Source organism: Tropicibacter alexandrii, assembly GCF_003667315.2.
Taxonomy (GTDB): domain Bacteria; phylum Pseudomonadota; class Alphaproteobacteria; order Rhodobacterales; family Rhodobacteraceae; genus Tropicibacter; species Tropicibacter alexandrii.
In genome coordinates, this window is the sequence record NZ_RCTZ02000002.1 from 44,944 (window position 1) to 67,154 (window position 22,211).

19 protein-coding genes and 1 pseudogene are annotated in these 22,211 nt (G+C 66.7%); 13 read left to right on the plus strand and 7 right to left on the minus strand.

From position 1 onward, the window contains the following. Positions 1 to 12 precede the first annotated feature (12 nt). The 10 genes from D8Z78_RS02825 to D8Z78_RS02870 are packed head-to-tail and all read left to right on the plus strand — an operon-like array spanning position 13 to position 10,534. Positions 13 to 1,455 carry a TrkH family potassium uptake protein gene (locus tag D8Z78_RS02825; RefSeq protein WP_121629229.1) on the plus strand — a complete coding sequence of 481 codons (1,443 nt, stop codon included), beginning with the start codon at positions 13 to 15 and terminating at the stop codon, positions 1,453 to 1,455. A 9-nt stretch (positions 1,456 to 1,464) separates the two neighbouring features. Continuing rightward, a complete protein-coding gene (locus D8Z78_RS02830) occupies positions 1,465 to 2,166 on the plus strand; it encodes a potassium channel family protein (RefSeq protein WP_121629228.1) in 702 nt (233 codons plus the stop codon). A gap of 52 nt (positions 2,167 to 2,218) precedes the next feature. Continuing rightward, complete coding sequence (locus tag D8Z78_RS02835) at positions 2,219 to 2,944, plus strand: gluconate 2-dehydrogenase subunit 3 family protein (protein WP_121629227.1); 726 nt, start codon at positions 2,219 to 2,221, stop codon at positions 2,942 to 2,944. 3 nt (positions 2,945 to 2,947) lie between these two features. Beyond that, positions 2,948 to 4,726 (plus strand): GMC family oxidoreductase, encoded by a 1,779-nt coding sequence (locus D8Z78_RS02840; protein WP_121629226.1) that lies wholly within the window; start codon positions 2,948 to 2,950, stop codon positions 4,724 to 4,726. Positions 4,727 to 4,738: 12 nt separating this feature from the next. Then, entirely contained in the window at positions 4,739 to 5,551 is an 813-nt protein-coding gene (locus tag D8Z78_RS02845; RefSeq protein ID WP_121629225.1) for a c-type cytochrome, read from the plus strand. A gap of 6 nt (positions 5,552 to 5,557) precedes the next feature. After that, positions 5,558 to 6,064: a c-type cytochrome gene (locus tag D8Z78_RS02850; RefSeq protein WP_206169620.1), complete on the plus strand. Its 507-nt coding sequence runs from the start codon at positions 5,558 to 5,560 to the stop codon at positions 6,062 to 6,064. A gap of 1 nt (position 6,065) precedes the next feature. Continuing rightward, entirely contained in the window at positions 6,066 to 6,992 is a 927-nt protein-coding gene (coxB, locus tag D8Z78_RS02855; RefSeq protein WP_121629224.1) for a cytochrome c oxidase subunit II, read from the plus strand. After that, the gene (ctaD, locus tag D8Z78_RS02860) at positions 6,989 to 9,505 is read left to right on the plus strand and encodes a cytochrome c oxidase subunit I (RefSeq protein ID WP_121629223.1); all 2,517 of its coding nucleotides are present in this window, start codon (positions 6,989 to 6,991) and stop codon (positions 9,503 to 9,505) included. Before coxB ends, ctaD begins: the two co-directional genes overlap by 4 nt. After that, positions 9,502 to 9,816 (plus strand): hypothetical protein, encoded by a 315-nt coding sequence (locus tag D8Z78_RS02865; protein WP_121629222.1) that lies wholly within the window; start codon positions 9,502 to 9,504, stop codon positions 9,814 to 9,816. Before ctaD ends, D8Z78_RS02865 begins: the two co-directional genes overlap by 4 nt. Before the next feature lies 1 nt (position 9,817). Next, positions 9,818 to 10,534: a cytochrome c oxidase assembly protein gene (locus D8Z78_RS02870; RefSeq protein WP_121629221.1), complete on the plus strand. Its 717-nt coding sequence runs from the start codon at positions 9,818 to 9,820 to the stop codon at positions 10,532 to 10,534. 14 nt (positions 10,535 to 10,548) lie between these two features. Here the strand turns inward: D8Z78_RS02870 and D8Z78_RS02875 are convergent, their stop codons facing one another. Next, complete coding sequence (locus D8Z78_RS02875) at positions 10,549 to 11,094, minus strand: YaeQ family protein (RefSeq protein WP_121629220.1); 546 nt, start codon at positions 11,092 to 11,094, stop codon at positions 10,549 to 10,551. 200 nt (positions 11,095 to 11,294) lie between these two features. Here D8Z78_RS02875 and D8Z78_RS02880 point away from each other — a divergent pair, with 200 nt between their 5' ends. Then, on the plus strand, positions 11,295 to 11,645 hold the full coding sequence (locus D8Z78_RS02880) for a hypothetical protein (protein WP_121629219.1): 351 nt from the start codon (positions 11,295 to 11,297) through the stop codon (positions 11,643 to 11,645). Beyond that, the gene (locus tag D8Z78_RS02885; protein WP_121629218.1) at positions 11,642 to 13,492 is read left to right on the plus strand and encodes a putative bifunctional diguanylate cyclase/phosphodiesterase; all 1,851 of its coding nucleotides are present in this window, start codon (positions 11,642 to 11,644) and stop codon (positions 13,490 to 13,492) included. The genes D8Z78_RS02880 and D8Z78_RS02885 overlap by 4 nt, the downstream gene beginning before the upstream one ends. 29 nt (positions 13,493 to 13,521) lie before the next feature. On the opposite strand, the gene D8Z78_RS02890 is transcribed toward D8Z78_RS02885, so the two are convergent. Then, a complete protein-coding gene (locus D8Z78_RS02890; RefSeq protein WP_121629217.1) occupies positions 13,522 to 14,412 on the minus strand; it encodes a LysR family transcriptional regulator in 891 nt (296 codons plus the stop codon). 144 nt (positions 14,413 to 14,556) lie between these two features. Between D8Z78_RS02890 and D8Z78_RS02895 the strand changes: the two genes are divergently transcribed. Further along, complete coding sequence (locus D8Z78_RS02895; protein ID WP_121629216.1) at positions 14,557 to 15,783, plus strand: metallophosphoesterase family protein; 1,227 nt, start codon at positions 14,557 to 14,559, stop codon at positions 15,781 to 15,783. On the opposite strand, the gene D8Z78_RS02900 is transcribed toward D8Z78_RS02895, so the two are convergent. The 5 genes and pseudogenes from D8Z78_RS02900 to D8Z78_RS02920 form a co-directional block, all read right to left on the minus strand. Then, entirely contained in the window at positions 15,759 to 18,650 is a 2,892-nt protein-coding gene (locus D8Z78_RS02900; protein WP_121629215.1) for an error-prone DNA polymerase, read from the minus strand. The two genes, D8Z78_RS02895 and D8Z78_RS02900, sit on opposite strands and share 25 nt — an antisense overlap. Before the next feature lie 71 nt (positions 18,651 to 18,721). Next, the gene (locus D8Z78_RS02905) at positions 18,722 to 19,630 is read right to left on the minus strand and encodes a metal ABC transporter permease (RefSeq protein ID WP_121629214.1); all 909 of its coding nucleotides are present in this window, start codon (positions 19,628 to 19,630) and stop codon (positions 18,722 to 18,724) included. A 14-nt stretch (positions 19,631 to 19,644) separates the two neighbouring features. Further along, a pseudogene (locus D8Z78_RS02910) lies at positions 19,645 to 20,508 on the minus strand (metal ABC transporter permease); the annotation flags it as partial. Next, the gene (locus tag D8Z78_RS02915) at positions 20,505 to 21,254 is read right to left on the minus strand and encodes a metal ABC transporter ATP-binding protein (protein WP_121629212.1); all 750 of its coding nucleotides are present in this window, start codon (positions 21,252 to 21,254) and stop codon (positions 20,505 to 20,507) included. The pseudogene D8Z78_RS02910 and the gene D8Z78_RS02915, both read right to left, overlap by 4 nt. Then, positions 21,251 to 22,201 carry a metal ABC transporter solute-binding protein, Zn/Mn family gene (locus D8Z78_RS02920; protein ID WP_121629211.1) on the minus strand — a complete coding sequence of 317 codons (951 nt, stop codon included), beginning with the start codon at positions 22,199 to 22,201 and terminating at the stop codon, positions 21,251 to 21,253. Before D8Z78_RS02920 ends, D8Z78_RS02915 begins: the two co-directional genes overlap by 4 nt. Positions 22,202 to 22,211 lie beyond the last annotated feature (10 nt).

Here is a 22,211-nt window from a genome sequence, read left to right on the forward strand (position 1 = left end):
TTCCCCTAGGTCATGGCTGCGGCACGAGGCCAAGCCAGCGTGGTCTGGACCGCACGGCCCGACCGCATCCTGAGCGCAACCGCCTCCTATGGCGTGGTGCTGGGGGGCGTGACCGGTGTGCCTGCGCTGGGCGCCCTTGCCGAACGGCACTGGGCGCTGTTGACCGCACTGGGCGTGCCCAGCCTTGTGCTGGGCGGAATCGGGGTGCTGGCGATGCGCCGCTGGGTGCCCGACGACCTGCGCGGCATCGAGGCGGTTGTCACGCTGGTCTGCCTGTTTGCCATTGCCTCGATCATCCCGATCCCGGCCTTTCTCGTGCTGGGGCTGAGTGGCTGGGATGCGGTGTTCGAGTCCGTCTCGGCGATCACCTCGACCGGGTTGACGGTCGCGGGCGACACCTCCGGCTGGCCATTGGCCGGGCATCTGCTGCGCGGCTGGCTGCAATGGGCGGGCGGTTTTGCCATCGCCGTGGCGGGGGTGGCGCTGATCGTCGGCCCCCGGGCCACGGTGCAGGCGATGGGCAATGTCGGCCTCGACCAGCGCGACCTGCTGAGTTCGACCCGCGACCAGTCCCGGCAGTTGATGGTGGTCTATGCCGGCCTGACGGTGCTGGCCATCGGCATTCTGCTGCCGCTGATGCCGAGTTGGCACGAGGCGGTCTTCATCGGGCTGACCGCCGTCTCGACCGGGGGATTCACACCCCGTCCGGACAGCCTTGCCAGCTACGGGCGTGCGGCGCAGGTTGTGACGCTGCTGATCTGCCTGTCGACCACCGTGTCGCTGATGTTCTACATCCTGTGGCGGCGCAGCGGGCTGCGCGCCGCCCTGACGGGCACCAATGCGCGCGGCGTGGGCTGGGCGCTGGTCGCGGGACTCGTGACACTGACCGGGCTGTTCTGGGCCAGCGACGCGCTGCCGCCAGCGACGCTGGCCGACGTGCTGCTGAACTTTGCCAGCGCATTGACCACGGCGGGGTTCTCCGTCGCGGTGGTGACGGATGTGCCCGGTGTCGTGGCCTTCGTGCTGCTGGCGATGTTCATCGGCGGCGGGGTCGGATCGACCGCCGGGGGGATCAAGATCGACCGGGTGCTGAGCGTGATCCGCATGATCGGCCTGACGCTGTTGCGGATGCGCACGCCACCGCGCGCCGTCACCCACCTGAAGGAAGACGGCCAGCCGGTGAAATCGGAACGCATCGTGGCGCTGGTGGCCGTCGTCGCCTGCTACGGGGCGTCGGCCTTTGTCGCGTGGATCGTGTTCCTGCTGTCGGGGCAGGCGCCGCTGGGCTCGCTTTTCGACATCGTCTCGGCGCTGTCGACGGTGGGGCTGTCATCCGGCGTCACCTCGCCCGCTTTGGCGCCCCATCTGAAGATGGTGCTGGCGGTGGCGATGTTCCTTGGCCGGTTGGAATTCCTCGCGGTGATCGCCGCCGTATCCCCCGCCACATGGAAATAGGAGAGCCGTATGAGAATCGTCATCGTGGGCGCGTCGCGTTTCGGCGTGGCAACCGCAGAGCAACTGATCGAGACCGGCCATCAGGTCGTGCTGGTGGACACCGACCGCGACAAGCTGGATCAGGTCGCCGAGGATCTCGATTGCGGCATGTTGCAGGGCGACGGATCGTTGCCCACCGTCCAGCGCGAGGCCTTCGGGGACCATGCGGATGCGCTGATCCTGCTGACCAACACCGACGACGTGAACATCATGGCGGCGGTCGTGGGCCGGTCGGTTGGCTTTGCGCGCGTGGTGCCGCAGATCGTGCGGTCCGAACTGGTGTCGGTCTGCGAGGAGTTGGGGCTGGAGGATCTCGTGACCCCGCACCAGACGCTGGCGCGGTCGCTGCTGCGCATGCTGGAGGATCATTCCGACGCGGCGCTGGAACTGCGGTTCCGCAACGGGCTGACGGTGCGCGGTTATACCATCGGCGACCAATTGGCCGGCACGCGGATCGGGGCGCTCGACCTGCCGGACCGCTGCCGGGTGATGGGGGTCGCCGATGACTACGAGGAACGGCTTGGCGATGCGGATACCGTGCTGGAGCAGGGCAACCGACTGATCCTTGTCGCCGAGGACGATGTCATCGACGAGGTGGACGCGATCTTCGAGGCCGAAGGCTCGCCCGACCGGCCGGATGGCAGGGAAATTCAAGAAAATTTGGAACAATAGGGCGGGGGGTGTCCGTTTCACGCATATCAAATCCATTTCCGAGGGGGATATCATGCCGAATTTTTCGCGCAGGGCCGTGCTGTTGCAGATCGGTGCCTCCGGCTTGGCGGCCGTGACACCTGGAGCCGCGCTGGCCCAGAACCGTTACGCTGCGCTCGATACCCAACCCTGGAGCTATCTCGACGGCAGCGAAGCCCGCTTTCTCGCCTCGATGGCAGATGTGCTGATCCCCGAAGACGACTTTCCCAGTGCCTCGCAGGCGGGTGTGGTCGACTTCATCGACCTTCAGTTGGCCGGACCCTATGGACAGGGTGCCGGTCTTTTTCTTGAGGGTCCGTTTGCCGATGGCACCCCCGAACAGGGCTGGCAGACCGCGCATACGCCCGCCTCGCTGATCCGCAACGGGATCGCGCGGCTTGAGGATGGCGGCACCCGGCTGGTCGATCTGGACGCCAACGACCGCAGCGCCTTTGTCGAGCGGCTGTCAAAGGGCGAGGGGTTCGATCTGGGCGACGTGCCGGTCCAGACGCTGTTCGACGAGATCTGGGCGCTGGTCAAGGAAGGCTATTTCTCCGACCCGATCTACGGCGGCAACAAGGATTACGCCGGTTGGGAGATGATCGGCTTCCCCGGTGCCCACGCCTATTACACCGACCATGTCGACAAGAACGCGCCCTTTCCGGCGCCACCCAAGGGCATCGCGCATGTGCCGGGCACCGGCAGGTCCGCCGACACCGCGCGCCCGCTGCGGGCGCAAACCGCCAGAGAGGAGGGCTGAGCCATGGTCAGGGAACTTCCGAAAACCGATGTGGTCATCGTCGGCGCGGGCTGGACGGGCCTCGCCGCCGCCAAGGAACTGGCCGATGCGGGCCAACGTTGCGTCGTGATCGAGCGCGGCGACTGGCGCCATGACGCCAGCAATTTCGGCGCGCCCGAGGAACATGACGAGCTGAAATACGCCCGCCGCAAGGAACACATGATCGACACGCAGACCAAGACGCTGTCGTTCCGCAATTCCTCCGACCAGACAGCGCTGCCGATGCGGCGGCTGGGGTCGTTCCTGCCCGGCAAGGGGCTGGGCGGGGCCGGTATCCACTGGAACGGCCAGCTTTGGCGGCCGCTGCCGTCGGACCTGAAAATGCGCAGCCACTATGCCGACCGCTACGGCGAAGCCATCCTCGACGGTCTGAACGTGCAGGATTGGGGTGTCACCTATGACGAGCTGGAACCGCATCTGGATTTCTTCGATCGGGTCTGCGGCACGGCGGGGGTCGCGGGCAATCTGAACGGCGAGACAAAAGAGGGCGGCAACCCGTTCGAGGGACCGCGCTCTGCCGATTATCCCAACCCGCCGATGAAGGCCTCGCCGCCCTTGCAGCTGTTCCAGAAGACCGCGCAGGAGATGGGCTATCACCCGTTCCAGATGCCTTCGGCCAACGTGACCAAGGCGTATGAGAACGCCTATGGCGCGCAGTTGCACCCCTGCACCTATTGCGGGTTCTGCGAACGCTTCGGCTGTGGCTACTATGCCAAGGCCGATCCGATCATCTGCATCTATGACGTGGTCAAGGACCATGAGAATTTCGAACTGCGGATGAATTCGCAGGTCCTGCGGGTCGAGAAATCCGCCGATGGCAAGACCGCGACCGGGGTCACGTATCTGGACGAGCGCGGGCAAGAGGTGTTCCAGCCCGCCGACACGGTCTGCCTGAATGCCTATGCGCTGTGGAACGTGCATCTGATGCTCGTCAGCGGCTTGGGCAAGCCCTACGACCCGGAAACCGGCGAGGGCACGGTGGGCCGGAACTACGCCTACCAGACCCTCGCTGCGGCGGGCGTCTTCTTCGACAAGGAGGTCTGGTCCAACCCGTTCATGGGGGCGGGGGCGCTTGGCATGACGATCGACGACTTCAACGGTGACAATTTCGACCATACCGATCTGGGCTTTGTCGGCGGCGGATATATCAGTGCCAACCAGACCAACGGGCGCCCGATCAACTACCATCCGACGCCGCCCGACACGCCGTCATGGGGCCCCGAATGGAAGAAGGCCGTGCGCGAGAATTACCTGCACCATGTCGGTATCGTCTGTCATGGCAGTTCGGTCGCGGTGCCGGGGAACTACCTGGACCTCGATCCGACCTACAAGGACGCCTATGGCCAGCCGCTGCTGAGGATGACCTTCGATTTCCCGGAGAACGACCGCAGGATGAGCGCCTATGTCCTGTCCAAGGCCGAGGAAATCGCCCGCAACATGGACAATGTCCGCGCGGTCAGCACCGTCAACCGCGCAGCCGAAGGCGAAAGCTATTCGGTGGTGCCCTACCAGACCACCCACAATACCGGCGGCGCGGTGATCGGCACCGACCCGACCACCAGCGTCGTCAACCGCTACGGCCAGATGTGGGACCATCACAACGTCTTCGTCTTTGGTGCGTGCCTGTTCCCGCAGAACCTTGGCTACAACCCGACGGGGCCGTTGATGGGTCTGGCCTATTGGACGCTCGACCACATGAAGAACGACTACCTGCAAAATCCGCGCCCGCTGATGGACGCCTGAAGGAGGCCCGACATGAAACTTGCAAGAACAACCCTTCTCGCCATCCTGACCATCGGACTTGGCCCGGTTGCCATCGTGCAGGCGCAGGACAGCGGGGGCGAGCCCGGGATGAACGAACTGGAACGCCGCCTGAACGTCGACAGCGTGATGTTCAACGCCACCATCGACCAGAAGCCGGACAACGACCTGCTGGAACTCGGGCGGCTGGTCGCGATGGGCAGCGCCGAACAGGGCGGGTCGGGCATGGCCTGCATCACCTGCCACGGCGTCGACGGGCAGGGCGATGGCTCGGCGGCGTTTCCGCGGCTCGACGGGCAGGCGGGCTGGTACCTGTTCAAACAGCTTCAGGATTACGCCAGCGGCGACCGCCCGAACCGGGTGATGACCGGGATCGCGCAGCGCCTGACCGAGCGCGAGCGCGAGGCGGTGGCGGCCTATTACGCCACCATGCCCGCCGGTGATCTGAAGACCGCGCATGGCGATATAGATGGCCGGGTGCTGCAATGGGGCGGTCAACTGGCCGCCGTGGGCTCTGCCGAAAAGGGTATCCCGGCCTGCGTCAACTGCCACGGCGCGCAGGGCACCGGGCTGCCGCCTTCGGTGCCGTATCTCGCCGGGCAATATGCTGGCTACATGCAGTTGCAGCTGGAGCTATGGAAAGAGGGCACGCGCGACAATGACGCGATGGACGTGATGTCGACCATCGCCGACAAGATGTCCAAAGAGGACATGCGCGCAGTGGCCGAATATTATGCGCGCGTGTCGAACCCCGCCGACGAAGGGCCCGAGCCCGAGGTCGATTACGACATGCCCGCGGCAGAGTGACGGCCCATGAGCGTGGTCCGCAGGTCCCTGCGCGCGATCACCGTGCTGCTGTCCGGCCTTGTCGGACTGGCGGTCTGCGTGGCGGTGACGGTCTGGGCGCTGGCCCGGCCCGATGCCGACCCGGTCGGCACCGGGCTGACGCGGGCGGCGGGCTGGCTGACGGCGCATCTGTCCGCGCTGGACACCGCCCCGACCCCTGACTGGCGCGCCGCCGCCTTCGTGGTTTCGGATGGCGACCCACGGCGGGGGGCGGTGCTGATTGCGCGATATGGTTGCGGGGCCTGCCACACCATCCCCGGCATCCCGAGGGCGCGGGGCAGCGTCGGACCCGACCTGACCGGCTGGCGCGACCAGTCCTACATCGCGGGGGTCCTGCCGAACCGTCCCGGCGACCTTGTAAACTGGCTGCAATCGCCGCCGCGCCACGCGCCCGAAACCGTGATGCCCGACATGGGGATCACCGAACCGGAGGCCGAACACATGGCGGCCTACCTCTATACGTTGGGGCGCTGAGATGGAGTCCACCCTGAACGTCTTCGGCAGTCAGGACACCTCGCGCATCGCGGGGCTCGCCGCGGGCGAGACCCTGTGGCTGACCATCGCGATGTCTGTGGCGGGGGCGGTGATCTTCGTCATCGTCATGGGGCTCGTTGCGCTGGCGTGGCGTGGGCGCGGCACGGCGCGGGCATGGTGGATCATCGGCGGCGGCGTGGTCTTTCCGGTGGTGGTGCTGGCGCTGCTCTTCACCGTCTCGACCCTCGTGCTGCGGAGCATCGCCGGGCCGGTCGCCCCGGCCCATGTCATCGAAGTGACGGGCAAGCAATTCTGGTGGAACGTGATCTACGACCCGGACGGGCGCGCCCTGCGCGACGCCAACGAGATCGTTCTGCCGCTGGGCGAGCCGGTCGAGATCCGGCTGAAAAGCAGCGATGTCATCCATTCCTTCTGGGTGCCGTCGATCGGGGGCAAGATGGACATGATCCCGGGCCGGGTGAACCGGTTGACCGTCACCGCCACCCGCGAAGGCCGCTTTCGCGGCCAATGCGCCGAGTTCTGCGGGCTGGCGCATCCGCTCATGGCGTTCGAGGCGGTGGTCCTGCCACACGATGAATTCGACGCCTTCCTCACCGATCTGGACGGCGACGCAAGCGATGCCGTGACCCCGCAACAACGTCGCGGCGCCGAGGTGTTCCGCGAGAACGGCTGTATCGCCTGCCACCGCGTGGCGGGCCTCTCGGAGGCCCAGATCGGCCCGGACCTGACCCGCATCGGCCAGCGTGCCACGCTGGGCGCGGGCATGTGGGACATGAATACCGGCAACCTCGCCGGGTGGATCGTGGATGTGGGCGACATGAAACCGGGGGCCGAGATGCCTTCGTACAACCAGTTGTCCGGCCCCGACCTGCGCGCCCTCGTGGCTTGGCTGGAGGGGCTGACATGACCGTTGCAGAGACACCACCGGACTATTCCGGCGCGCACAAGGGCGAGGACAAGACCTTCGAAGGCGTCTGGGACACGCCCAAGGGCCTGCGGGTGCTGTCCTCTGTCAGTCATCGCGTGGTCGGGCGGCGTTTCATCTATACCGGCTTTGCCTTCTTCCTGATCGCCGGGTTCCTCGCGCTGCTGGTGCGCACTCAACTGATCGTGCCGGGCAATACCTTTCTCGATCTGGAAACCTACAATCAGGTCTTCACCATGCACGGGACATTGATGATGTTCCTGTTCGCGATCCCGATCCTCGAAGGGTTCGCGGTCTACCTGATCCCGCTGATGCTGGGCGCGCGCGACCTGATCTTTCCGCGGCTCGGGCAGTTCGGCTACTATTGCTACCTGTTCGGCGGCATCATCGTGCTGTCATCCTTCCTGTTCGACGCAGCGCCCGATGGCGGGTGGTTCATGTATGTGCCGCTGTCGACGCAGGCGCATACGCCGGGCCTGTCGGCGGATTTCTGGCTGATCGGGATCACCTTCGCGGAAATCGCCTCGGTCACGGCGGCTGTCGAATTGATCACCGCCATCCTGTGCGCCCGCGCACCGGGGATGAGCCTGACCAAGATGCCGATCTTTGCGTGGTATATCCTGATCACCGCCTTCATGATCGCCATCGGCTTTCCGCCGCTGATCATCGGCTCGATCCTGCTCGAAGCGGAACGGCTGCTGGGCCTGCCCTTCTTCGATCCCACGCTGGGCGGCGATCCGTTGCTGTGGCAGCACCTGTTTTGGCTGTTCGGCCACCCGGAGGTCTACATCATCTTCCTGCCCGCCGCCGGGATGGTGGCGACGATGCTGCCCACCTTCGTCGGCAAGCCGCTGTTCGGCTACGGGTTCGCGGTGGCGGCGGTGGTGTCGATGGGCTTCATCAGCTTTGGCCTGTGGGCGCATCACATGTTCGCCACGGGCCTGCCGATCCTGTCGTTGTCGCTGTTCTCGGCGGCCTCGACCATGGTGACGGTGCCGACGGGCATCCAGATCTTCTGCCTGATCGCGACGCTGGCCTCGGGCCGGCCAAGGCTGACCGTCCCGATGCTGTTCATCCTCGGTTTCCTGTCGATCTTCGTCATCGGCGGGCTGACCGGGGTGATGCTGGCCAGCGTGCCGTTCAACTGGCAGGCACATGACAGTTACTTCGTCGTGGCGCACCTGCATTACGTGCTGATCGGCGGCATGGTGTTTCCGCTAATCGGGGCCTTCTACTACTGGGCGCCGCATTTCACCGGCCGGATGATGTCCGAGCGACTGGGCCGCTGGGTGTTCGGCCTGATGTTCGTGGGCTTCAACGTGACCTTCCTGCTGATGCACATCACCGGGCTGCGCGGCATGCCGCGTCGCGTCGCGACCTATCCCGAAGGGCTTGGCTGGGACCGCCTGAACATGCTCAGTTCCATCGGCAGCTACATCCTTGCCGCCGGGATCGTGCTATTCGTGTACGACTTCTTCCGCAGTCGTCGGCACGGCCCGATCGCGCCGCGCAACCCGTGGGGGGCGGGGACGCTGGAATGGCTGTATCCGCCGGTGGCGCCGGGGTTCAACTTCCACGCCATCCCGCCAGTCCACAGCCGCGAGCCGCTATGGGATCAGCCCGACCTGCTGGAGGCCGAGGCGCACGAGGTCGAAGGCGTGATGCACGGCCTGCGCGACGGGCGGCGCGAGACGGTGGGCTGCGACCCGGTGAGCGGTGCGCCGCTATATATCCTGCGCCTGCCGCATCCGACATGGGTTCCGATGATCGCCGCACTCGGGATGGCGCTGCTGTTCGGGGCGACGCTGGCCTCGGCCTATTGGCTGAGCGGCGTGGGGGCGGTGATCGCGTTGGCCGCCTTTGCCGTCTGGGCGTGGGAGCCGTCGGACAGCGGCGTCACCCGCGATGCGGGCATGGGGCACGACCTGCCGGTCAACGTGGTGGACCGCCGGTCGCACATGCATGTCGCGCTTGTCGGGACGATGCTTGTGCTGATGGCCCTGTTCGCCTCGCTGGTCTTCGGGCTGTTGTACCTGTGGAACATCCGCCCCGACGCGGCGGCGGCTGTCGCCCGGCCCGAGGCCCTGACCGCCGGGCTTGGCGGTCTGTGCGGGCTTGGCGTGGCGCTGGCGGGCCAGATGACGCGGCGCGCCGCGCTGGCGGACAGGTTCGGCATAACGACGGTGCTGTCGCTGCTGACCGCCGCGCTGGCGATCGCGGCAGCGGGGCTTCTGGGCCTGTCGCTGGGGCCGGTCGATCCGTGGGTCAGCGCGCTGGGCGCGACGCTGTGGGCCATCGTCGCCTTTACCGGCCTTGTGCTGTTCGCGCTTGTTTTCTGGGCACTGTTCAACGCCGCGCGCCGCACGGCGCGGCGCGTCGGGCCGGGCCAGTCGATGCCGGATTTCAACCTTGCCACGCTGGCCAAGGGCGCGGGGCTGATGGTCGTGGTGGCTGCGGCGCTGTTCGTGGCGGGCGCTTACGGGGGTGTCGGATGAGCCCGCTGGCCCGCCAGATCACCGCAATCGCACGCCCCGGGCTGGCTTGGGCTGCGCATTTCATCGCGATCTACGCGCTGATCTCGGCCAGTTGCGCGGCGCGCGCGCTGATCGACCATCCGACGGTGGTGGCAGACGCGATCGTTGCGACAGTGGTCGCGTTGGCGCTGTGTCTGTGGTCGGTGGTCGCCGCCCCCAAGGGCGCCAGCGCAGACCTGCGCCGGGCCGCGTTCTGGGGCGGGCTGATCTTTGCGCTGGCCTGTCTCGCCAACGCGGCCGCGCTGGTGCTTCTTCAAGGCTGTGGAGGCTGAGATGACCGAATACGTTCCCTTTTGCGGCACACCGCCGCTGCCGTCGGACCTGCTGGCCCGCTGGACGCTGGACCCGGTCTTGCTGACCGGGCTGGCGGTGGCGCTAATTGCGGTGCTCTGGACCACCCAAGGCCCGGCCCGGCGGCAACCGCTGATCGGCTGGGCGCTGGTCGCGGCGCTGTTCGTCTCGCCGCTCTGTGCCGCCTCGATGGCGCTGTTCTCGGCGCGGGTGGCGCAACATCTGCTGCTGACGCTGGTCGCGGCACCGCTGCTGTCGGGCCTCTTGCGCCGCGCGCCATCGCCCGCCATCGCCGCCGCGCTTTTTGCGGTGCTGTTCTGGGTCTGGCACGTGCCGGGGCCCTATGCCGTGACGCTGCAATCCGACCTCGCTTACTGGGCCATGCATCTGAGCCTGCTCGGCGCGGCCGTGCTGCTATGGGCGTCGCTGCGCCGGTCCGTGACCCGCGCGCCCTTTGCCACGCTTCTGGCGGTGGCCGCCACCGGGGCACAGATGACCTTGCTGTCGGTTCTGCTGATCTTTTCGCCGCGGGTCTGGCACCCGTGGCACGACCTGACGACAGTGCCCTATGGCATGACCGCGCTGGGCGATCAGGCGCTTGCGGGCGCGCTGATGTGGGTCGCGGGCGGCCTGATCCTTGTCACGCTGGTCGCGGGGCTGTCCTTGCGGCTGGTGCGCGGCGAAGGTCTGCGTGCCTGAGGGTCATGCGCCTGTCAGGCCGCGCCCTTCCACGGCAGGGGCGTGACATAGACCACGGCATCGCCGACACCGACCATCACCTCGCCATCCTGGATGTTCACCTGAATCTTCATCGCCCGGCTGGCGAGCGCGGCAAGGGCGGCGCTATCCGCTTCGGAGAAGGCCGTGACCTCGAGATTGTCGAAGCGGGTGGTGCTGCCCTTGACCTTGTCCCACCAGACCTCGGCGGCGCGCCCGCCATAGGGGTAGATGACCACGCGGGCGGACTTGTTGCAGGACTGGCGGATCACCTTTTCCGACGGAAGCCCCAGCGTCACCCAAAGGTCGATCTCGTTGCTGAGGCTTTTCTGCCAGATGTCGGGTTCGTCATCCGTCGACAGGCCCTTGGTCATCTCCAGATGGTCATGGGCGTTCAGCGCAAAGGCGACGAGCCGCAGCATCAGCCGCTCATCGGTCTCGGACGGGTGCCGGGCAATGGTCAGCTTGTGGGTCTCGTAGTAATGGCGGTCCATGTCCGAGACGGACAGTTCGACCTTGTAGATTGTGGCATTCAAGGCCATCGTCCGCACCCCTTGTCCGTTCCGGTGGGTGCTGCCTACAGCGCGCGCCCGCGAATGGAAAGCCGCATCGGTTTGGCTTTCAGAGAAGCACAAGGTTTCGAGAGCGTTAACCATTCTTAAAGGGTGGAACGCATAGTCTGGCCGCAAAGCCATGTCGAGATAAGCCCGTGTTCGTCACACGGATGACAGGAGACGCCGTGTTGCGCCGGAACGCCTTGCAAATCATCGGTTTGCCCTGCCTGATCACGGGATTCGCGATCGTATGGTCGCTGGGACTGATCGCGATGCGCGGTGCGGGCGAGCCAAGGGCGCTTTCGCTCGCCGTCTTCCCGCCTTGGTGGGGCGAAAAACGCGTCTTCATGGCCGCCGCCGCAAGCGGCAGCCGAATCGTCGGACCGGGGCCGGTCGACTGGCTGCTGATCGTCTCGCCCGATACCCGCTCGCAAACTCTGGGCCTGAAGGCGGAGGGCGCCGTCTTCCTGCTGAACGCGACCGCAGCCAAGGCATGTTCGACCGGGGCGACGGCCCTTTCAGGTGACCAATCCACATGATGATGTCGTCGCAATTCCGCCAGCAGGACCTGCGGGGCGAGCGTCTGGACGAGCTCCGCAGCATATGCAGCCGGGTGATCGTCGCCTATTACTGGCTGATGACGCTTGGCGTCTCGGGCATGGCCGTGTTCATGGATATCCCGGTCGAAAGCGTCGCCGTGCCGATGATCGTGATCGGAGTGCTGGCCATGATGCGCTGGTGCCAGCACCGCCACGAACTGGCCACCCGGCTGGTGCTGACGGTGGCGATCAATACCACGTGGATGATGGCGCTTTACGTCGTGGCGGACCTGCATGGCGGGCAATACATGCTCGAAGTGCACATGTTCTATTTCATCAACAGCGGGCTTGTCGTCGCCTTTGCCTGCTGGCGGTCGGTGGTCACGACGCTGGTTGTCGCGCTGGTGCATCATGGCATCCTGAGCTTTGCGCTGCCCTCGCTGGTCTGGCCTGCCGACAGTTACCAGTGGATTCACTTCCTCAATCACGTGGGGCTTGGGGGGCTGAACTGCGCGCTTGGTGTGACCATGGCGATCCTGATCGCCGGCTATCTGCGCCGGATGGAGTACCAAGCCAGCCATGACGAGCTGACGGGATTGCTGAACCGGCGCGGCATCTACCGCAAGCTGCGTCAGGAACTGAACGTCGGCAACGCCGTCCTGCATGTGCTCGAGATGGATCTGGACGGATTCAAGCAGATCAACGATACGGCCGGGCACGCGGTCGGTGACGAATTGTTGCGCGAGATGGCGCAGGAGCTTGGCAGGCTGGCGCCGCGCCACGCGTTTCTGGGCCGGACCGGCGGGGACGAGTTCATCGTCGTGATTCCCGGCGGCAAACAGGAAGTGGCGGATAAGCTGGCCGAGGACATCGTCGCGTGGGCGCGCAGGCCGCTGATGTTGCGGGGCCGCGAATTGCGCTTCGGGGTGTCCGTGGGTCTTGCCAGCACGTTGCTTGGCACCCGTGATCCCGATGCCCTGATCGTCGAGGCCGATTTTGCGCTATACCGGGCGAAGGCGGCGGGAAAGAACCAGACCCACGCCTACAGCACGGCGCTGCGCAAGCAAGCCCAAAAGCGGAAATGCCTCGCCGACGAGATCGTGCGCGGCCTCGAACGGGATGAATTCATCCCGTATTTCCAGACGCAGCACGACGCCGAGGATGGCCGGGTCGTCGGCCTTGAGGCGCTGGCGCGCTGGCAGCACCCGACGCGGGGGCTGATCGGACCGGACGGCTTCATCGACATCGCCGAGGAAATGTCCCGGATCGGCGATATCGACGCCGTCATCATGAAGAAGGCGGCGCAGCAGGTCTGCGCGCTGGAGCAGCAGGGGCTGGATATTGGCAAGCTGTCGGTCAATGTCAGCTTTGCACGGCTGCGCGACCCGCTGCTGGTCGAGACGACGCTGACGCTGCCCGAGATGCGCGCCGAACTCGCGCTCGAAATCGTCGAGACGGTGCTGATCGACAAGCTGTCCGTGCGCGATCAGTGGATGATCGACAAGCTGCGCGAACGTGCCATCAGGATCGAGATCGACGATTTCGGGACCGGGCATGCCTCGCTGGTCGCCCTGACCCGCCTGCGCCCGGACCGGGTCAAGATCGACCGCGAGCTGGTGGCCCCCATCGTGCAAAGCGCCGAACAGCGGTTGATCGTCCGCGCGATCATCGACATGGCGAGCGCGCTTGGCGTCGCCACGACGGCGGAAGGGGTCGAAACCCCCGAACAGGCCGCGCTGCTGAAGGAGATGGGCGTGACCTCGCTGCAGGGGTTCCTGTTCAGCAGGCCGATGCCGTCAGAGGAGCTGTCCGCCTACCTGTGCAAACGGTCGCGGATTGCCTCCTGACGAACTGACTGATTGGCGGGTGCAAGGGCTCAGGCCTTGGGCCGCGACAGGCGATCGGCGGCGGCCAGCAGGGCCTCGATGACCGGGGTATGCGGGTCGCGATGCGGCACCACGAGCCCGACCGAATGGCGCTGGGCATCGCCCTCGATCGGAACGATGCGCAGCGGCTGCCCGCTGGCCAGAAACCGCGCGATGTCATCGGGCAGGACGGTCATGCACCGCCCGCCCAGCACGCTTGAGACGAGAGCGATCAGGGAATTCGATTCGATCAGCGGGGCCGGGGCCGCGCCGTAATCCGCGAAGACCTGGTTGATGATGCGGCGGTTCTGCATTTCGGGCGTCAGCAGGGCCAGCGGCTCGGCGTCGAGGTCTTCCCATGTGACCGATTTGCGGCTGGCAAGGCGCGCGTCGTCCCGGCACAGCAGGACGTAGCGTTCGCGGTACAGGGCCGCCGTGTCGACCCGGCCCAGCGGCTCGTTGTCGAGATAGGAGATGCCGGCATCGGCCTCGAAACTGTCGAGCATCACTTGGATCTCGCGAGAGCTGTGCGACAGGATGGTGAAGCGCACATTGGGATGCCGGTCGGCGAAACGGCTGGACAGGTGCGCAGCCCATGTCAGCGCGGTCGGGATCACGGCGAGGCGGATTTCCCCGGACAAGCCGTGGCGCTTGGCGCGCATCTCGTCGCGCAACTGCCGGGTGTCGGCGGTGATGCGCCGCGCCCAGACCAGCGCCGACTGACCTTCGGGCGTCAACCCGCCATAGCGCGAGCCACGGATGACCAGTTGCACGCCCAGTTGCTCTTCGAGTTGTTTGATGCCCGCCGACAGGGTCGGTTGCGAGATGTTGAGGCTTTCGGCAGCGCGGCCAAAATGGCTTTCGCGGGCCAGCGCGATGAACATTTCCAGCTTGTCGAGCATGATCGGGTGTCCTGAGCGCGGGCGTGGGGTCGATCGGAAAGGTGAGGCCAACGGGCGGGCAGGTCAACCGAGGCTGTGACCGTGGTCATTGGCAGGTGCGCTTTGCCGTGCAACCTTGCCGTTTGTCCAACTGGAGAAAATCTCATGAAGCGTGTCATTCCGTCGGGCCTTGTTGCCCTTTGCTTGCTGGCCGCGCCAGCGCAGGCCGATGTGGCCCATGCCTGGGTCCAGCTTTTGCCCGACGGCAAGGCGACGCTGCGGGTCATTGCCTCGGGCGAGTGCGCCTCGGTTGGCGCCTCGGTGCCGCTGAGCCTGCGCAACCGCGACGGCTTGCAGGGTATGGTCGACGGGGCAGGTGCGGCCTTGTCGGTCTGCGAGGCGACCTTCGACCGCGCGGCGCAGGCTTCGGTCACGGTGGGCGGCCAGACCTTGACGGTGCCGCAAGAGGCCCCGCGCCGCGTCGCCGTGATCGGCGATACCGGCTGCCGCAAGGAGCACCCGGACAGCGGGCAGCGCTGTGCTGCGCCTGACTGGATATTCGACACCGTGGCGCAGGGGGTTGCTGCGGCGGGGCCGGATCTGGTCGTGCATGTGGGCGATTTCGTCTACCAGTGGAATTGCTGGAATGGCGATGAGGGCTGCGGGACGGAAAGCCAGCTGCGCGAATGGGAGTATTGGCAGTCGGATTTCTTTTCCAAGGCCAAGACGTTGCTGCCCGCCGCGCCGTGGGTCTTTGTCCGGGGCAACCACGAGGATTGCCGCCAGACGGATCGCGGCTGGCGCGGCTGGTCGATCTTTTTCGCGCCGGAGGGGTCGGAAAGCGATCAGGCAACCTGCGCCAAGGATCAGGCGGCGGATCTGTCCTACATGATCTCGCTGCCCGGTGGCACCGCGCCCGCGCTGGACTTGCTGGTCTATGACAGCGCCGATGAAATCCCCTTCAAGGCCAGCGATTTCGCCAAGGCCGAGGGGCGCAGCGATGCGGTCTGGCTGCTGACCCATGTGCCGCTCTGGTCGGTTTACCAGACCTATGATGACAGCTTGCCCGACAGCATTCAGATGGTCCTCAGCGGTCACGAGCACCTGTTCGAGATGGTGCAGGCCAGCGCGGAGGACCCGCCGCAACTGGTCGTCGGCGGCAGCGGGACCAAGCTGGAAGCTCCGCATAGACGCCCGCGCTTCCACCTGTTCGAGATGGATTTCTACAATTTCAGCTTTGTCATCATCGACCGCCCCGCCAGTGGCCCGGTGGTGGTGACGGAATGCATCGTGCCGGCCTCCGGTCAGGTGCAGGCGGCGAAAAGCTGGACGGTGCAGGGGCGCACCATCAGCGCGATCACGGCGGTTCAGGACGCCTGCGTGCCGTCCTGAGGCGTCAGGATGTGCCGCAGCAGGGCCACCGGGTGACGGCGCAGGGTCAGGCGGGTCGCGATGTAATCCTCGACCACCTCCTGACCTTCGGTCATGGCGGGCAGGTTCGGCGCGGCCTCGTCATGCACCTCGCCATCCATGTCCTGCGCGAACAGCGGCAGTTCGGGGCCTTTGGACAGGGCCTTGGCCTGCCACAGCGCCTCGCGCCGGGTCAGGCCGAGGCAGGCAAAGACATCGGCCTCTGACAGTTTTTCCAACAGATGCGGGGCGGTGCCAGCGCGGCGCCAGACGTCGCGGACGGATTGATAGCCATTGCCGCGCGCGGCGGCGATCCAGGCTGCGTCTTCCTCGGCCAGCCCCTTGAGCTGCCGGAACCCCAGCCGCAACGCCAGCCCGCCCAGACCATCCGGCTCCATCACGTTGTCCCAATAGCTGGCATTGATGCAGACCGGGCGCACTGTGACGCCGTGTTCGCGGGCATCGCGGACGATCTGCGCGGGGGCGTAGAAGCCCATCGGCTGGGAATTCAGCAGCGCGCAGGCGAAAATGCCGGGATGGTGGCACTTGATCCAGGCCGAGGCATAGACCAGTAGGGCGAAACTGGCGGCGTGGCTTTCGGGAAAGCCATAGGACCCGAACCCCTCGATCTGGGAAAAACACCGCTCGGCAAAGTCGGGGGCATAGCCGTTGCGCGCCATGCCCAGCAGAAAGCGGTCGCGGAATTCGCTGACATTGCCGTGCTTCTTGAAGGTGGCGAGGCTGCGGCGCAGGCGGTCTGCCTCGGTCGGCGAAAACCCGGCACCGATGATGGCGATCTGCATCGCCTGTTCCTGAAACAACGGCACGCCCAGCGTCTTGCCCAAGACTTCCCCAAGCGCATCCGACGGAAACGACACCGGCTCTTCGCCGTTGCGGCGGCGGATATAGGGGTGGACCATGTCGCCCTGGATCGGGCCGGGGCGGATGATGGCGACCTCGATCACCAGATCGTAAAACGTGCGCGGGCGCATACGCGGCAGGAAGTTCATCTGCGCGCGGGATTCGACCTGAAACACGCCGACGCTGTCGGCGCGGCAGAGCATGTCGTAGACCTTGGGGTCTTCGGACGGGATCGACGCCAGATTGTGGCGGATACCGTGATGGGTGGCCAGCAGGTCCAGCGCCTTGCGGATGCAGGTCAGCATGCCAAGGCTCAGCACGTCGACCTTGAGGATGCCGAGCGCGTCGATATCGTCCTTGTCCCAGCAGATGACGGTCCGCCCCTCCATCGTGGCGTTCTCGATGGGGACCAGTTCGTCCAGCCGCCACTCGGTCACGATGAAGCCGCCCACATGCTGGGAGAGGTGCCTTGGAAACCCGATGATCTCTTGGATCAGGTCCAGCGTCATCAGCAGGTGGCGGTCGGTCGGGTCAAGGCCGATCTCGCGCAGGCGTTCGGGCTGGATGCCGTCCGAGGAAAAGAACCCCCACAACTGAGAGGACAGCGCGCCGACAGTGTCTTGGCTCAGGCCCATGGCGGTGCCGACCTCGCGCACGGCGCGCTTGCCGCGATAGTGGATGACGGTGGCGCACAGCCCCGCGCGGTGCCGCCCGTAGCGGTCATAGATGTGCTGGATCACCTCCTCGCGGCGTTCATGCTCGAAATCCACGTCGATATCGGGCGGCTCGTCGCGCGCCTCTGACACGAAACGCTCAAAGACCATCGTACCGATCTCGGGCGAGACCGAGGTCACGCCGAGGCAGTAGCAGACCACGGAATTGGCGGCGCTCCCGCGCCCCTGACACAGGATATTGCGCGAGCGGGCAAAGGCCACGATGTCGCGCACGGTCAGGAAATACGGTTCGTATTTCAGCTTGGCGATCAGGTCCAACTCATGCGCGAGCATGGCGCGCACCTTGTCCGGCGCGCCATGCGGATAGCGCCAGTTCAGCCCCTCATGGGCGAGGCGGGACAGGCGTTGGGTCGCGGTCTCGTCCCCGGTGATCTCGGAGGGGTATTCATAGCGCAACTCGCCCAGATCGAAGCTGCATTGCTCGGCAAGGGCGGCGGCGCGGGTGACGGCCGTTTCATGGCGACCGAGGATGCGGCGCATCTCGGCCTCGGAGCGCAGGCGCTGTTCGCCATTGGGCAGGGCAAAGCGGCCCAGTTGGTCGATCCGGCAGCCCTGTCGGATGGCGGTCAGCACGTCGGCCATGCGGCGGCGACGGCCATGATGCATCATGGGTGCGGCGCTGGCGAGGGTGGGCACGTTCAGCCGTTGCGCCAGCTTGTCATGGGCGTCGAAGCGGGCCACGTCATGCCCGTCATAGCGGGGCGTCAGGGCAAGGTGGCAGGCATGGCGGGCCAGCATCTGGGCCTGCGCCATCCAGTCGTCAGACGGGGTCAGCGCGGCGGGCGGGTGCAGGATCAACTGCACCCCGTCCAGCGTCTTGGGCAGGTCGGTCAGGTGCAGCTCGCACGCGCCCTTGGGCGCGCGGCGGCGGCCCAGCGTCAGCAGGCGGCAGAGCGTGGCCCAGCCCTGACGGGTGGCGGCAAGCGCGGTGGCTTCGATCCCGTCGGTGAAGCACAGCCGCGCGGCGGGGATCAGCCGGGGCAGGTTGGTGACGGGCAGGCTGGCGGGGCGGGGAATGTGCTCGGGGCAGGGCGGGCCGATGGGGCCGTCTGGCAAGGCGGCGGCGCGTTCGGCGATCTGGTGGCGAATCTCGCGCAGCTGCGACCACGCCCGGACGATGCCCGCGACGGAATTGCTGTCGGCGATGGCGATGGCCGAGAGGCCGATCAGGGCGGCACGCTCGGCATATTCCTCGGGGTGGGAGGCCCCGGTGAGAAAGGTGAAGTTGGATGTGATGCAGAGCTCGGCGAACATGTGCCCGAGTTTAGTTCCTGATTTGTTCTTTTTGGAGTCCTTTTCGGAGGGGGGCGGGGCGCAGCCCCGCCCTACGCCATGTTCCGCCGAAACGGAGTCAGCAGCGCCGCTGCGCCCAAGAGCAGGCCCGAGACGGTGGCGATCATTCCCGCCGCAGACACCGCGCTGTCATGGCCCAGCCAGAGCGGCAGATAGGTGGCGAGCACAAAGCCCGACACCGCCGAGGCCAGTGCAAAGACCAGCGACCACGCGATCTGCGCGCCCAGCCGGTCGGTGATCAGCCGAGCCGTGGCGGGGGGGCAGATGAACATGGCGATCGGGATGATCGCCCCCACCGCGTCAAACGCCGCCACGGCGGCCAGCGCGGCGGACAAGCTGACGCCCAGCCCGATGGCTGCCACCGGCAGGCCGAGCGCGCGGGCAAAGCCTTCGTCGAAGCTGCTGAGCGCGAGCGGACGCCAGAACACCCATGTCAGGACAGTCAGGACCAAAAGCGCCCCGACCATGCGCGGCAGTTCCGGCGGCAGGCCCTGCAAGGCCTGCCAGTCCAGCAGCGAGCCCCAGCCGGTCGCATCGATCCAGATCAGGCTTTCGAGATTGCCGTAGAGCGCGTGTTCCACATCGAGATGGACGCTCGACGTATCCGTCTGTTCTAGCAGCAACACCCCGGCGGCGAACAGCGTGGTAAAGACCACGCCCATCGCCACACCGTTCTCGACGCCCGCGCGGCGCAGCGCCTCGATCAGGGCCACGGCCAGCACGCTGGCCCCGGCCGCGCCCAGCAGCATCGGCCATGTGCTGGCGCTGCCGGTCAGCAGAAAGCCCAGCACGATCCCCGGCAGGACGACGTGGCTGATGGCATCGCCCAAAAGCGCCTGCCGCCGCAGGATCAGGAAATTGCCGGGAAGGGCGCAGGCCAGCGCGGCGCAGATCCCGATCAGCAGCGGGGCGAGCGAGAGCATGACGAAATCCGCCCCCATCACGCGCGTCTCCACAGCAGGCCGCGCGCCGGGGCGGCAAACAGCGACAGAGTGAACAGCGCGCTTGCTGTCAGCACGATCAGCGGGCCCGTGGGCAGGTCCGGTGCCGTGGCCGACAGTGCCGCGCCCACATAGCCCGACAGAGCGCCGATCCCGCCCGAGATGGCGACCACGCGGGCCGCGCTTTCGGACCAGAACCGCGCGGCTGCTGACGGGATGATCAGCAGCGCCACGATCAGGATCAGGCCGACGATCTTCAGCCCCGTCACGGTCACGGCCAGCACCAGCAGCATCAAGGCGCGGTCCAGCCGGTCGGTGTCGATGCCCGTCACGCGGGCATAGCCGGGGTCGAAGGCGGCGATCAGCAGCGGGCGGCGCAGCGCCAGCGTGGCCGCCAGCACCAGCGCACCCCCGGCGGCAATGGTCAGCGCCTCGCTGCGCAGCATCCCGGCGGTGGCACCAAGGAGGAAGTCTTCGAGCCCGGCCTGCTGGCCCGTCGACAGGGTCTGGATCACCGTCAGCAGAACGATTCCCGCCCCGAAGAAGACCGACAGGATCGCGCCGATCGCGGTGTCTTCGGTCAGGCGGGTGCGGCGCGTGAGCCAGCCCATGACCCACAGGCCCGCAGCGGCGGACAGCGCCGAGCCCAGCATCAGGCCGGGCAAGAACCGCCCGTCGCCGCCAAGCGACACCATGACCAGAAAGGCCAGCGCCAGCCCGGGCAGGGTGGCATGGCTGATCGCATCCGAGACGAGCGCGCGCTTGCGCAGGGTCAAAAACGCCCCGACCGTGCCCGCCGCCAGCCCGAGTGCCGTGGCACCAAGGGCGACCAGCGTGGCGTTATAGCCCAGTTGCAGCGTCAGCGCGTCCAGCATCAATGCCCCGGCAGGGTGCCCCCATAGGTGCGAGCCAGCGTGGCGCGGGTAAAGGTGGTGGCGACAGGGCCTTCGGCCATGGCATGGCGGTTGAGCAGGAAGACCCGGTCGAAATAGGCCTCGACCGTGGACAGGTCGTGATGCACGGCGACCACGGTCTTGCCCGCGTCGCGCAGGCCCTGAAGCACGGCGATGATCGCCGCTTCGGTGGCGGCATCGACCCCGGCCAAAGGTTCGTCGAGCAGGTAGAGGTCGGCCTCTTGGGCCAGCGCCCGCGCAAGGAAGACGCGCTGCTGCTGGCCGCCCGAAAGCTGGCCGATCTGGCGGGTGGCGTAATCCTCCATGCCCACGCGGGCAAGGCAGGCCTGCGCGCGGTCCAGATGCTGCGCCTTGACCCGGCCGAGCAGGCCCAGATCGCGGTAGAGACCCATCATCACCACGTCGAGCGCCCGGGCCGGAAACTCCCAATCGACCGAGGCGCGCTGCGGCACATAGGCGATGCGGGCGCGCTGACGGGGCAGGGGGTCGCCCCAGAACCGCACCAGCCCGCTGCGGGCCGATACAAGGCCGAGGCAGGTCTTGAGCAGGGTCGATTTGCCCGCGCCGTTGGGGCCGATGATCGCGGTCATCTGGCCCGGCGCGATGGTCATGTGGATGCCGTCCAGCACCGGCGCGCCGCGATAGGCGACGGTCAGGTCCTGCACCGAAAGCGGGCTATGGATCTGGCGCGCCACGTCGAACGGGCTCATGCCGGGCCTCCGAGCTTGCCGAAGAGGCCGGTTTCCGGTGCTTCGCCACCAAGCGCGCGGGTGATCGTGGTCACGTTATGGTCGATCATGCCCAGATAGGTGCCCTCATAGGTGCCGGGCTGGCCCATCGCGTCGGAATAGAGCGTGCCGCCGATCCGAACCTCGTGGCCCTCGGCGGCGGCGCCTTCGATCAGCGCGCGGATGTTGCGATCGGAGACCGAGCTTTCGACGAAGACCGCCTTGATTTGGCGGGAGACAAGAGTGTCGACCAGTTCGGCAATGCGGGCAAGCCCCGCCTCGGACTGGGTCGAGAGGCCTTGGATGCCCATCACCTCAAACCCGTAATCGGCGCCGAAGTAGCCGAACGCGTCGTGGGCTGTGACCAGCACGCGCGCCGCGTCCGGCACCGTGGCCAGCGCCGCGCGGGCGCGGGTGTCGCAGGTGTCTATGGCGTCGAGGTAGCGGGCCGCGTTGGTGCCGAACTCGGGGGCGTCCCGCTGTGCTGAGATCGCGTCGCGCGTGGCGGCAACCGCGTAGCGCCACAGGCGCGGCGCCATCCACAGATGCGGATCGGCGCGGCCCTCGTAATCGGCGTGGCGCAAGAGATGCTCGGCCGGGGTGGCCTCGGCCACGGCGGTCACCGGCACGCGCCGGGACAGGTCCGTCAGAAGGCGTTCCAGTTGCGCCTCCAGATAGAGGCCGTTCCACAGCACCAGATCGGCACGCGCGAGCGTGGCCACATCGCTGCGGGTCTGGCGGTAGGCGTGGGGGTCGACGCCGCTGCCCATCAGCTGGGTGACCTCGACCAGATCGCCGCCGATGGCGCGGGCCGCGTCGGCGATCATGCCGGTCGTGGCCACCACGTTGAGACGGGTTTGAGCAAACGCCGGGCGCGCCAGCAAGGGCGCGGCAAGGGCTCCGGTCAGGAATGAGCGACGTGTGGGCATGGGGCCTCCT